Genomic DNA, 12,428 nt, shown 5'->3' with positions numbered 1-12,428 from the left:
CAGATGACGACGCGACAGGGACCGCCGCCGAAGACCGCGGACAAGACGCCGCAAGAAGTCCAGAACATGGCGCCCGCCGAGCGCGACGCCTACCTCCAGAAGAAGGCGGAGGAGGGCGTCGAGCCGGGCAGCTGGCTGTTCGGCCCGGTCCAGCAGTGGATCGCCCAGGCCAAGGCCAAGAACCAGGCGCAGGAGATCGGGGACAAGAATGTCGCCGACGCCACCAAGGGCCGCGACGTCGAGTACGTCCAGGGCCTGCAGGCACCGAACGCCGACTACAAGGGCAGCGACCACGCGCAGCTCAAGGCCTACCTGGACAGCAACCTCAACGTCCAACAGGTCTCCGACGTTTCGACGGCGTACTTCAAGGTCCACCAGGTCTTCGACAAGTTCGCGCAGTCGATGAACACCGCGGTGAACGCTTCCAAGGGGACCTGGGAAGGCAGCGCGGCGGAGAACGCGCAGCAGTACTTCACGAGCTTGGGCAAGTGGTCCGACGCCAACTCGCAGAACGCCCGCCTGGCGTCCGAGACCATCTACGACCAGGGCCAGGCCGCCGCGACGGCGAAGAACTCCATGCCCGACCCCATTCCGTTCAGCTGGGGTGACGAGTTCAAGTCGTGGGCGACGTCGAACCCCTTCAACCTCGCCGACAACGTCGACAAGTCCATTCAGAAGCAGAAGGACAGCCAGGCCGCGCACGACCAGGCCGCCGGTGTCATGGCGACCTACGACAAGAACCTCTACGAGGCCGCGTCGAAGCAGCCCGCCTTCGCGCCGCCGCCGAGCTTCAGCACCGGTGGGGGTAGTGGTGACCCCAACGGCAGCGGGGACAAGAACGGCATCAGCAATCCGTCGAGCGTGAACATGCCCGGGCACAGCTCGGTGAACATGCCCGGGCCCGGCTCGGTGAGCACCCCCGGCGGTACCAGCGGCTTCGTCTCCGGCACCACCGGCAACCCGCACTTTTCCGGGCCCGGCTCGACCACCGGGTCGGGGTTCGTGCCCGCGGGCACGACGACGCCGTCGAGCTTCACGCCGAGCCCGGTCGCGAGCGGTTCGGCGTCGAACCCGAACCAGTCCTTCGGCGGCATGCCGCCGATGAGCCCGATGCCGATGGGCGGAATGAACTTCGGCGGCGACGAGGCCTACAACTCGAAGATCGGCGGTGGTGGCGGCGCCGGCCGCGGCGGTGGCTTCGGCCCCGGCGGCTCGGGCGCCGGCAACGCGACGGGCGCGGGTGCCGCGTCGGGCGCGGCCCGGCCGGGTGGCATCGGCGCGGCGGAAGCGGCCGCCGGACGCGGAATGGGCGGCCTCGGCTCGGGCAGCGCAGCGGGCCGCGGCGGCATGGGCGCGGGCGGCCTGGGCCGCGGCCAGAAGGGCGAGGGCGACGAGGACACGGAGCACTCGCGGCCGACGTACCTGGTCGAGGGTGACCCGGACGAGGTCTTCGGCACGGACCTGCGCACCGCCCCGCCGGTCATCGGCGAATAACGGACGAACGCGAAACGGCCCCGGGCAACCGGGGCCGTTTCGCTGGAACCTCTGTCAGTAGCGGTAGAACTTCTCCGCGCGGCCCTGCCGGACCAGCTTGAGCCACTGCAGGAACGCCTTCGGGTCGCGCTTCACGCCCACGAAGTACAGTCCGAACCGGACGATCTCCAGCGCGCCGATCTTGCGCATTCCCGGCTGCGACAACAGATATCCGCGGTTGCGGTAGGTGTAGTACCGCTTGACCTCGTTCTCCGGGTCCTGCGCGTGGAACTTGCCGCCCAGCATGGGCTTGAACTCGTCCGAGCCGTCCGGGTGCAGGTACTTCGTCTTCAGCGACGTGCCGAACGGCAGGCCCGAGCGGGCCAGCCGGCGGTGCAGCTCCACCTCGTCGCCGCGGAAGAACAGGCGCAGGTCCGGGACGCCGACCACGTCCAAAGTGGACGCCCGGAACAGCGCGCCGTTCATCAGGGACGCGATGCCCGGCAGGAAGTCCGCGCCCAGCTCCGACTGGGACCGCTTCCAGGTCAGGCCGCGGCGCAGCGGAAACGCCAGCTTGTCCGGGGCGTCGATGTTGGACACCACCGGCGAGATCTCCGCCAGGTCCCGCTTTTCCGCCTCTTCCAGCAGGATCGCCAGCACGTTCTCGTCGGCCGGGCGGCCGTCGTCGTCGGCCAGCCAGATCCAGTCCGCGCCCAGCGACAGCGCGTGCAGCATGCCCAGCGCGAACCCGCCCGCGCCGCCGAGGTTCCGGTGCGACGGCAGGTACGTGTACGGCAGCGGGTAGCTCTCGACGACCTCGCGGGCCGAATCGTCCGGCCCGTTGTCCACCACCACCAGGTGGTCGACCGGCCGGGTCTGCGCCGCGATGACCTTCAGCGAGTCCGCGAGCAGCTCGCGCCGGTGCCGCGTGACGACCACGCCGACGACCGCGCCGTCGGGCAGCTGTCGGGTCTCGCTGGCCATCATTCCCCGCCGTTCGTCGTCGCCACCGGCTCGATGCCGAGGCGCTGCAGCGTTTCCTTGCTCATGTCCGCGAACGGGTCGCGGCCCTTGTACCCGGTGAGGACGTCCCGCAGCGATCCGCGTTGCTTGATGTGACCTTCGTCCATCCAGAGGGCGGAGTCGCACAGCTCGAACAGGAACTCGTCGGCGTGACTGGCGAACACGAGGATCCCGGAGCGCTTCACGAGGTCCTTGAGCCGGTCCCGCGCCTTGTTGAGGAACGCCGCGTCGACCGCGCCGATGCCCTCGTCGAGGATGAGGATCTCGGGGTCGATCGAGGTGACGACACCCAGCGCCAGCCGAACGCGCATACCCGTCGAGTACGTCCGCAGCGGCATCTGGAGGTAGTCGCCGAGCTCGGTGAACTCCGCGATGTCGTCGACCCGCTTCTCCATCTCCTTGGCCGTCATGCCGAGGAAGAGGCCGCGGATGATGATGTTCTCCTGCCCGGAGATCTCCGGGTCCATGCCGACGCCGAGGTCGAACACCGGCGCGATCTTGCCTTCGATCCGCGCCGAGCCGCGGGTGGGCTCGTAGATCCCGGCGAGCAGCCGCAGCAGCGTGGACTTGCCGGCGCCGTTGTGCCCGACCAGGCCGACGCGGTCGCCTTCGCGGAGGTTCAGGGTCACGTCGTGCAGGGCCTCGATGATCGGCACCTTCGTGTCGGTGCCGATCTTGCCGCCGACCTTGCCGAGGACCTTCTTCTTCATCGACCGGGTCTTCGCGTCGAAGATCGGGAAGTCGACGTAGGCGTTGTGGACGTCAATGCTGACCATGTTGTGTCACACCCAGTAGGAGACGCGGGCACGGTAGTTGCGCATCGCGACGAGCGCGAGCGCCCAGCCGATGATGGTGATGGAGCCGACCACGATCCAGTTGCCCGGTGTGAACGACTGGCCGATCAACGGCGCCCGGACCACCTGCATGAAGTGGTACAGCGGGTTCAGCTGGATGATCGGCAGCACCCACGAGATGCTGGCACGCGTTCCGCCGCCGAGCAGCTGGTCCACCGGCCAGACGATCGGTGTGCCGTAGAACAGCAGCTGGATCAGCGAGTTGATCACCTGCGGGATGTCGCGGAAGCGGGTCGAGATGATGCCCAGCAGCAGCGTCACCCAGCCCGCGTTGAGGGCGAGCAAGAGGAAGCCGGGGATGGCCAGCAGGATGTTCCAGCTGAGGCCCGGGTGGCAGTACGCGTTGCCGACGCACAGGCCTTCGCTGTTGCCCAGCGAGTAGGGGTTGTCGAGCGCGTTGAAGAAGATCACGAGGATCACGACGTAGACGATCATGTTGTGCGCCAGCAGCAGCGTCTGGCGCCACACCGTCCGCAGCATGTACACGCTCAGCGGCGCGGGCAGCTGCTTGATCAGCCCCTCGTTCGCGATGAACGTCTCCATGCCCTCGGCCAGGCAGCCGCTGATGAAGCCCCACAGGATGAAGCCCGTGGACAGGTAGGGCAGGAAGACCTCGATCGGCGAGTTGAACAGCTGCGAGTACAGCAACCCGAGCCCGAGCGCGATGACCGCCTGGCTGATGGTGATCCAGAATGGACCGATCACCGAGCGGCGGTAGCGCTGCTTGATGTCCTGCCAGCCGAGGTGACCCCAGAGCTCGCGGGCGCGGAAACCGGCATTGATGTCGGCGAAGGCGCGCGAGAACGTCTTGCTGTCCGACACCGGCGGTGCCGGCGTCGCAACGGGGGAGTTCGCGGCCTGAACCGTGCTGGTGGCATGCACGTGGACGAGGGTACCGATGCGCGCTCCCGGACCCTGTCCACCCCGTGGCAACCGGCGGCCGGTGATGCGAAGATGGCCTGGGTCACCCTGCGTCACACCGTACAATTCGGGCCCATGGTGATCAGCCGGACGGGTGCGCCCGCGACGAATTCCGCCCGGCGCGCTCTCTACTACCTGGTCGCGCCGGTGGGGCACCCGAACTACGGGGACGAGCTCATCGCGGCGAGCTGGCTCGGCCACCTGGCCCGGACGGCGCCGGACGCCGACGTCTGGGTGGACACGCACTCCCCGGGCCCGGCGGCGGTGCTGCTCGACGGCATCCACCCCCGGGCGAGATTCACCGACACGTTGTGGCGGTTGTGCTGGGAGGCGGTGTCCGACGATCCCTGGCAGGCGGCCGCCTGGGTGCGGGAAGCCGTCCACGACCCCGGGATGATGCCCCGCCTGCACGGCGGCATCGAACTGCTCGCTTCGGCCGACGTCGTGCACGTCGTCGGCGGCGGGTACATCAACAAGCTGTGGCCCAAGCAGGTCGGCCTGCTCTCGGGCGCCGCAGCGGCGGTGGCGCGGTCGGGCGGCCGGGCCGCGATGACCGGGCACGGCCTCATCCCGGCTTCGGCCGACGTCGCCCCGCTGCTGCGGAGCCTGGTGGACCACTTCGAAGTCGTGGACGTGCGCGACGAGGCGTCGGCGGCGCTCGTCGACGTCCCGGCCGGCATCGACGACGCTTTCCTGGGCCTCGGTCGCGAGCGGTACGAGACGGCCGACGACCAGCCCGAGGTCATGCTCTGCCTCCAGTCGGACCTCGTCGAGGTCGGCATCGGCAAGCTGGCCGGCGCGGTGCTGTCCACGCTGCGGTCCTGGAAGGTGCCGCCGGACCGCATCGGCGTCGTCGAGGGTGTTCCCCGGGTGGACCGCGAGGTCTTCGCCCTGCTGGAACGCGAGCTGCCCGGTGCCCGCTTCTACCCGTTCTCGGCCGTCTGGGCGAACGGCCTGCCCGCCAACCCCCGGCAGACCTGGATCTCCACCCGGTTCCACGTGCACCTGCTGGCCGCGGCCGCGGGTGCTTCCGGCGTCGCGGTATCGGTCAACCCGGACTACTACGCGACGAAGCACCGTTCGCTGGCCGCGCTGGGGTCGAACTGGACGGTCCTGGAGGACCTCGGCCAGGTGCCGGACCGCCCGCAAGCCGGCGGATACGCGCCGGACGTGCTGGACCGGCTGCGCGCGGCCAAGCTCGACGTCGCCAAGGCGGTCTATCTGCCGGTCGAACGCCCGCAGCCGCCCGGAGCGCCGGCCGAACCCGAGCCGGAACGGCGACGCCGGTGGCCGAAGCGGTTTCTCGACTGATTCGAGGACCGCATCTGTCCGCGATCCCTCCTACCGTCGAGGCATGATCACACCGTTCCGCGTCGCCGTCCCGCAGTCCGATCTCGACGACCTCCGCGCCCGCCTGACGAACACCCGGTGGCCCGATCAGCCCGCCGGTGCCGGCTGGCGGCTCGGTGCTCCCGTCGACTACGTCCGGGAGCTGGCCGAATACTGGCGGACGGGCTTCGACTGGCGGGCCCAAGAGGAGCGCATCAACGGATTTCCGCAGTTCACGACCACCATCGACGGGACGAACGTGCACTTCCTGCACGTGGTGTCCCCGGAGCCGGGCGCGACGCCGGTGCTGCTGACGCACGGCTGGCCGGGCTCGATCGTCGAGTTCCTGGACGTCATCGGCCCGCTGACCGATCCCCGCGCGTACGGCGGTGATCCGGCGGACGCGCTGACCGTCGTCGTGCCGTCGATCCCCGGCTACGGCTTTTCGGGCCCGACGCCGTCGCCGGACTGGGGGCCGGACCGGATCGCGCGGGCGTTCGCCGAGCTGATGACCATCCTGGGTTACGAGCGCTTCGGCGCCCACGGCGGTGACTGGGGCGCGATGATCTCGCGTGAGCTGGCGCTGCAGTTTCCCGCGCGCGTGCTGGGGATCCACGTCACGATGCTGGCGTCCGCGGTGCCGCGGAGCGAGGCGGACCTCGCGGACCTGACCGGTGACGAGCTGGCCGCCGGCCGCCGGGCACTCGAGAAGGGCCAGGCGTTCTCGGCGTCCGGAACGGGCTACGCGATGATCCAGGCAACCAAGCCGCAAACGCTTGCGTACGGCCTGCACGACTCGCCGGCAGGCCAGCTGGCATGGATCGCGGAGAAGTTCCGGTCCTTCTCGAACACGTCGGTGGACCTGATCGACCGGGACGATCTCCTGGCCGACGTGTCGATCTACTGGTTCACCGGGACGGCGAACTCGTCAGCCCGGTTGTACGCCGCGTTGACCGGCGGCTGGGGTGCGCCGCCCGCGGCGAACACGGTCCCGACGGGCGTGGCGAGCTTCCCCGGCGACATCGGCCTGCCGGTCCGGACACTGGCCGAACGCACGGACAACATCGTCCACTGGACGGAGTTCGGCCGGGGCGGTCACTTCCCGGCGCTGGAGGAGCCGGACGCCCTGATCGCGGACATCCGGCAGTTCTTCCGCGACCGGTAGTTGTCCACAGGGGTTGTCCACAGGCCCCTCGGTCTGTGGACAACCGCCGTCACAGGTACTGGCCGGTGCCCGAGATCCCCGGGCCGTGGTCGTGCCCGTGGCCCGCCGCCGCGGATGGGCCCGCGGGCAGCCCGCGGCGCATCTGCTCCAGCTGGACGCGCGCCGCCATCTGCTGGGCGAACAGGGCCGTCTGGATGCCGCTGAACAGGCCCTCCAGCCAGCCCACCAGCTGCGCCTGCGCGATCCGCAGCTCGGCGTCCGACGGCGTCGAGTCGTCCGTGAACGGGCGGACCAGGCGCTCCAGCTCGTCCTGCAGCTCCGGGGCCAGCGCGTTCGCCAGCTCCTTCACCGACGTCTCGTGGATCTCGCGGACGCGGTTGCGGGACGCGTCGTCCAGCGGGGCCGCGCGCACCTCCTCCAGGAGCTGCTTGATCATCGTGCCGATCCGCATCACCTTCGCCGGCTCTTCGACGAGATCGCCGACCGACTCCTGGTTTTCCTCCGTGGGCAGCTTCGCCGCTCCCACCGGGGTGCCGTCCGGGCCCACGACCACCACGTGGGGTGAAGATTCCTGGCCAGCGTCACCGGCTGTGAAGTTCCGCTCGGTCATGTGCTCCATCCTGGCTCGCGTTCGACACGCTCCGCGACACCCGCGCGGTGTCCGTCTCCGAGCGTAGCCGCTCCCGGGGTTCCCGGTGGCTCTCCACCCAACCCCGGGTTCGCGGCGAAACCGCACGTCCGTACGGTGTCCACATGGCGTTCGACGTCGCTCGTATCCGTGGGCTCTTTCCCGCGCTGGGTGACGGCTGGATTCACTTCGACGGCGCCGCCGGAATGCTGGTACCGGAACAGGTCGCTTCGGCCGTTTCCACGGCGATGCGCGCCCCGGTGTCCGGGCCGGGCGGAGCGTTTCCGGCCTCACAACGCGCGGAAAGCATCGTGACCGCGGCCCGCCGGGCCGTGGCCGACCTGGTCGGGGCCGACCCGGCCGCCGTCGTGCTCGGGCCGAGCGCGCCGGTGCTGCTGCGCCGGCTCGTCGACGCGCTCGCCGAGCGCTGGACGATCGGCGACGAAGTCGTCGTGTCGAGGCTCGACGAGCAGGCCAACCTCGCGCCGTGGCAACGCGCCGCGAAGCGCGTCGGTGCGGTCGTGCGCTGGGGCGAGATCGACATCGAGACGTGCGAGCTGCCCGCGTGGCAGTACGAGCAGCTCGTGTCGGCGCGCACGAAGGCCGTCGCCGTCACGCTCGCGTCGGGCTCGGTCGGTACCCGGCCGGACGTCCCGACGATCATCGAGTTCGCCAAGCGGGTCGGCGCGCTGGTCGTCGTCGACGCCACCTACGCCGCGCCGTTCCTGCCGCTGGACATCAACGCGCTCGGCGCCGACGTCATGGTCGTGTCCGCGCAGGCGTGGGGTGGCCCGTCGGTGGGCGCGCTCGTGTTCCGCGACCCCGACCTCATCGAGCGGATCTCGTCGGTCTCGCTCGACCCGATGGCCCGCGGCGCCGCGCGGCTGGAACTGGGCCCGCACGCGTACCCCCTGCTGGCCGGGCTGATCGCGTCGATCGACTACCTGGCGGGTCTCGACGACGCCGCCGCCGGATCCCGCCGCGAGCGGCTGGTCACGTCGCTCGGCTCGGCGAAGTCCTACCACGCCGGGCTGCTCGCGCAGCTGTCCACGGAACTGCTGTCGCTGCGGCACATCATGGTCATCGGCAACGCCATGCGCCGCATCCCCGCGCTCGCCTTCGCCGTCGCCGGCAAGAAGGCCCCGGAGGTCGCCGAGTACCTGGCGTCACAGGGGTTGTGCGCCTTCGCCGACGACGGCACGAGCGGCGTCTTCGCGGCACTCGGCGTCGGAGAAGTGGGCGGGGCCGTGCGGATCGGGCTCGCCCACTACTCCAACGTCTTCGAGATCAACCAGCTCGTGCGGGTCCTCGACGAACTGCGCTGACGGAGCTAGGACTTCGCCGCCAGCAGGATCTTTCCGAACACGGAGCCCTCTTCGAGCGCGCGGTGCGCCGACGCGGCTTCGGCCATCGGCACGACCTGGCCGATGATCGGCTTCACCGAGCCCTGCTCGACCAGCGGCCACAGCCGCTCGCGGACGTCGGCGACGATCGCCGCCTTCTGGTCCTTCGGCCGGAACCGCAGGCCCGCGGCGAACACGCTGGCCCGCTTGCCGAGCAGCGCGCCGACGTTCAGCTCGCCCTTCACCCCGCCCTGCATGCCGATGATGACCAGGCGGCCGTCGGCGGCCAGCGCGTCGACGTTGCGGCCGAGGTAGGACGCGCCCATGTTGTCGAGGATGACGTTCGCGCCGCCGGTCTCCTTGCGGAGCACCTCGACGAAGTCGTCTTCCTTGTAGTTGATCGTGATGTCGGCGCCGAGCTGGCGGCAGCGTTCGAGCCGTTGCGCCGAGCCCGCGGTGACGGCGACGGTCGCGCCCAGCGCCTTGCCGACCTGGATGGCGTGCGTGCCGATCCCGCCGGCACCGCCGTGGACGAGCAGCACCTCGCCCTCCGCCAGCTTCGCGTGCATCACGACGTTCGCCCACACCGTGCAGGCCACCTCGGGCAGCCCGGCCGCGGCGAGCAGCTCCACCTCGCCCGGCACCGGCAGCAGCTGCCCGGCCGGGACGACGGCCTTCTCCGCGTAGCCGCCGCCCGCGAGCAACGCGCAGACCTCGTCGCCGACGTTCCACCCTTCGACGCCTTCGCCGAGTTCCGCGATCGTGCCCGAGCATTCGAGGCCGAGCGTCTCGCTGGCCCCGGGCGGCGGCGGGTAATGGCCCTGGCGTTGCAGGAGGTCCGCCCGGTTCACCGCACTCGCCGCGACGTTCACCAGCACCTCGCCGGGGCCGGGACGCGGGTCCGCGACCTCCGCCCACTCGAGAACTTCCGGGTCACCTGGCTCACGGATGGTGATCGCGTACATGCGTCGACCGTATACCGCCCGGGGAAGGTCCCGCCGAATGACGCATTGACGGACTTCGCAAAGCGCACAAAGGTGAGCAACCATGTCAATCTTCCGTGCAAGACTCCTCCCGCCGGTGGCCATCGCCGCCGGCGCGACGCTGGTGCTCGGCCTCACCCCGGCCGCCGCCGCGACGACGGTCCCCGACGGCCCCGCGCTGGCCAAGCAGCTCGTCAAGAAGGTCGACGTCAACGGCGTCAACCGGCACCTGATCGCGCTGCAGCGGATCGCCGACACGAACGGCGGCACCCGGGCGGCGAGCACCACGGGCCACCAGAAGTCCGCCGAGTACATCGCGACCAAGCTCGAAGCGGCCGGTTTCCAGGTGACCCGCCAGGAGTTCCCGTTCACCTACTCGGAAACGCTGGCCGAGAAGCTCACCGCGGGCGGCCAGAGCGTTCCGGTCATCGCCATGGAGTACACGGTCTCGACGCCCGTCGGCGGCATCACCGCGCCGCTCGCCGTGGTCGCGGTCGACGACACCAGCGGCTGCGAGGTCACCGACTACACCGCCGACGTCGCGGGCAAGATCGCCCTCATCAAGCGCGGTGGCTGCTCGTTCGCGCAGAAGCAGCAGACCGCCGCCGCGGCGGGCGCGATCGGCGCCATCGTCTACAACAACACCGACGGCGACCTGAACGGGACGCTCGGCGGCCCGGAGAACGCGAAGATCCCGACCGGCGGCGTCACGGCGGCCGCGGGGGCGCAGCTGGCCACGCTCGGCGGGCAGAACGTGACGCTGGAGCTGCGTGCCTTCCAGGAGGCGCGGACCAGCTACAACGTCATCGCCGAGACCAAGACCGGGCGCAAGGACAACGTCGTGATGCTGGGGTCGCACCTCGACAGCGTCCCGGCGGGCCCGGGCATCAACGACAACGGCAGCGGCTCGGCGGCCCTGCTCGAGACGGCGCTGCAGCTGGGGAGCAGCCCGAAGGTCAACAACGCCGTCCGCTTCGGCTTCTGGAGCGCGGAGGAGTTCGGCCTGATCGGCTCCACCTACTACGTCGACCAGCTGAGCTTCGAGCAGCAGCTCGACATCGCGCTGTACCTGAACTTCGACATGATCGGCTCGCCGAACGCCGGCTACTTCGCCTACGACGGTGACAACTCCGATGGCGTCGGCGCGGGTGCCGGCCCGTACGGCTCGGCGCAGATCGAAAAGACGTTCGTCGACTTCATGCAGGCCGCGAAGGGTGTCTCGGTCGAAGGCACCGACTTCACCGGCCGCTCGGACTACGGCGAGTTCATCGCCGTCGGCATCCCGGCGGGCGGCCTCGACACGGGCGCCGAGGTGCTGAAGACCCCGGCGCAGGCGGCGAAGTGGGGCGGCACGGCCGGCGTCGCGTTCGACCCGTGCTACCACCAGGCCTGCGACAACCTCGGCAACATCGACCGCGTCGCGCTGGAGCGCAACGCGGACGGCGTCGCCTGGGCCCTCGGCGTCTACGCGACGAGCACCGAGAGCATCAACGGCGTCCAGCCCGGCCAGGCCAAGTCGAAGTCGCTGACGGCGCAGAAGCGTTCGGCCCAGCGGAACTTCTCCGCGCGAGCCGTCGCGGGTGACCCGCACGCGCTGACCGCCTGACCCGAGCGCCCCAAGGCGGCCTTGGTTGCGTCTGGCGCACCGAAGGCCGCCTTGGTTGCGTCCGGCGCACCGAAGGCCACATTGGGGCGCTCGGGTCAGCCGAGGTTGTTGGTGCCGAAGGTGTCGCAGCGGGCCGGGTCGCCGGTCTGGAAGCCGGTGGTGAACCACTTCTTGCGCTGCGCCGACGTGCCGTGGGTGAACTTCGAGCGGTCGACCTGGCCGCCGCCGAGGTTCTCCTGGATGTAGTCGTCGCCGATGCGGGACGCGGTGTCCAGCGCGGAGGCGACGTCGTCCTGGGTGACGTCGGTGATCAGCGGCTTGCCGCTCTCGGTCGGCGTTGTCGAGGCGTGGTTGGCCCAGACGCCCGCGTAGCAGTCGGCCTGCAGTTCCAGGCGCACCGAGCCGGACGTCGGGCCGGTGCCGGTGCCCTTGCGCGACGTGCCGAGGAGGTTCTGCACGTGGTGGCCGTACTCGTGGGCCAGCACGTACGCCTCGGTGAACAGGCCGCCCTGCGCGCCGAAGCGGGTCTTGAGCTCGTTGAAGAACGAGAGGTCGATGTAGACGTCGGAGTCGGCCGGGCAGTAGAACGGGCCGGTGTCGGAGGTCGCGCTGCCGCAGCCGGTGCGGACGCCGCCGTTGAAGAACTTCGTCGGCGCCTTCTGGTACGTCGAGCCCGAGCGCGCGAACTGCTGCGTCCAGTAGTCCTGGATGGAGTTGACGATCGCGACGATGGCGCAGTCGTGGTTCTTGTTGGCGTCCGCGCCGGTCTTGCACTCGCTGGACAGCTTCGAGTTGTCGACCTGCTGGCCGGAGCCGACGCTGCCGAGCCCGCCGCTCAGGCCGCTGCCGCCGGTGCTCACTCCGCCGAGCTGGGAGAGCACGAAGTAGATGATCAGCCCGACGACGCCGAGTCCGCCGCCGCCGAGCGCCACGCGGCCGCCGATCCCGCCGCCGCCACCACCGCTTCCGCGCAGGTCCTGGACCTCGGAGGCGTCCAGGCCGGCGTCGTCGTCGAATCTCACCGGCAAATCGTACTGTCTGGACGGTCACCAGGCCGACCGGCAGCCACGGCGGAATGGCCGGTGACCGAGTTGGCCGCGGGT

General features: G+C 70.2%; 11 protein-coding genes. 5 read left to right on the top strand and 6 right to left on the bottom strand.

Annotated elements, in window-relative coordinates:
• The first annotated feature begins 3 nt into the window (after positions 1-3).
• A complete protein-coding gene (locus tag BT341_RS04910) occupies positions 4-1,494 on the top strand; it encodes a hypothetical protein (RefSeq protein WP_072475124.1) in 1,491 nt (496 codons plus the stop codon).
• Between the two features lie 54 nt (positions 1,495-1,548).
• Here BT341_RS04910 and glfT1 read toward each other — a convergent pair whose 3' ends face one another.
• From glfT1 to wzm, 3 genes are read right to left on the bottom strand one after another with little or no spacing between them, the layout of a single operon-like run.
• Positions 1,549-2,457 (bottom strand): galactofuranosyltransferase GlfT1, encoded by a 909-nt coding sequence (gene glfT1, locus BT341_RS04905; RefSeq protein ID WP_072475123.1) that lies wholly within the window; start codon positions 2,455-2,457, stop codon positions 1,549-1,551.
• Entirely contained in the window at positions 2,457-3,272 is an 816-nt protein-coding gene (wzt, locus tag BT341_RS04900) for a galactan export ABC transporter ATP-binding subunit Wzt/RfbE (protein ID WP_072475122.1), read from the bottom strand. Before wzt ends, glfT1 begins: the two co-directional genes overlap by 1 nt.
• 6 nt (positions 3,273-3,278) lie before the next feature.
• The gene (gene wzm / locus BT341_RS04895) at positions 3,279-4,232 is read right to left on the bottom strand and encodes a galactan export ABC transporter permease subunit Wzm/RfbD (protein WP_072475121.1); all 954 of its coding nucleotides are present in this window, start codon (positions 4,230-4,232) and stop codon (positions 3,279-3,281) included.
• Positions 4,233-4,346: 114 nt separating this feature from the next.
• Here wzm and BT341_RS04890 point away from each other — a divergent pair, with 114 nt between their 5' ends.
• Both BT341_RS04890 and BT341_RS04885 read left to right on the top strand, forming a co-directional pair.
• Positions 4,347-5,582 carry a polysaccharide pyruvyl transferase family protein gene (locus BT341_RS04890; protein ID WP_072475120.1) on the top strand — a complete coding sequence of 412 codons (1,236 nt, stop codon included), beginning with the start codon at positions 4,347-4,349 and terminating at the stop codon, positions 5,580-5,582.
• 43 nt (positions 5,583-5,625) lie between these two features.
• Positions 5,626-6,765, top strand: coding sequence for an epoxide hydrolase family protein (locus tag BT341_RS04885; protein ID WP_072475119.1), 1,140 nt, complete (start codon positions 5,626-5,628; stop codon positions 6,763-6,765).
• A 49-nt stretch (positions 6,766-6,814) separates the two neighbouring features.
• Here BT341_RS04885 and BT341_RS04880 read toward each other — a convergent pair whose 3' ends face one another.
• Positions 6,815-7,384 carry a bacterial proteasome activator family protein gene (locus tag BT341_RS04880; RefSeq protein WP_072475118.1) on the bottom strand — a complete coding sequence of 190 codons (570 nt, stop codon included), beginning with the start codon at positions 7,382-7,384 and terminating at the stop codon, positions 6,815-6,817.
• 134 nt (positions 7,385-7,518) lie between these two features.
• Here BT341_RS04880 and BT341_RS04875 point away from each other — a divergent pair, with 134 nt between their 5' ends.
• Positions 7,519-8,718, top strand: coding sequence for a cysteine desulfurase-like protein (locus BT341_RS04875; protein WP_072475117.1), 1,200 nt, complete (start codon positions 7,519-7,521; stop codon positions 8,716-8,718).
• A 5-nt stretch (positions 8,719-8,723) separates the two neighbouring features.
• On the opposite strand, the gene BT341_RS04870 is transcribed toward BT341_RS04875, so the two are convergent.
• A complete protein-coding gene (locus tag BT341_RS04870) occupies positions 8,724-9,701 on the bottom strand; it encodes an NAD(P)H-quinone oxidoreductase (protein WP_072475116.1) in 978 nt (325 codons plus the stop codon).
• 82 nt (positions 9,702-9,783) lie between these two features.
• On the opposite strand from BT341_RS04870, the gene BT341_RS04865 reads away from it, so the two are divergent.
• The gene (locus BT341_RS04865) at positions 9,784-11,325 is read left to right on the top strand and encodes a M28 family metallopeptidase (protein ID WP_177328743.1); all 1,542 of its coding nucleotides are present in this window, start codon (positions 9,784-9,786) and stop codon (positions 11,323-11,325) included.
• Positions 11,326-11,420: 95 nt separating this feature from the next.
• Here BT341_RS04865 and ypfJ read toward each other — a convergent pair whose 3' ends face one another.
• Positions 11,421-12,347, bottom strand: a complete 927-nt coding sequence (gene ypfJ, locus BT341_RS04860; protein ID WP_072475115.1) for a KPN_02809 family neutral zinc metallopeptidase — start codon at positions 12,345-12,347, stop codon at positions 11,421-11,423.
• Positions 12,348-12,428: the final 81 nt, after the last annotated feature.

This window comes from Amycolatopsis australiensis (assembly GCF_900119165.1).
Taxonomy (GTDB): Bacteria; Actinomycetota; Actinomycetes; order Mycobacteriales; family Pseudonocardiaceae; genus Amycolatopsis; species Amycolatopsis australiensis.
This window is presented reverse-complemented; position numbering and strand designations above follow the sequence as displayed.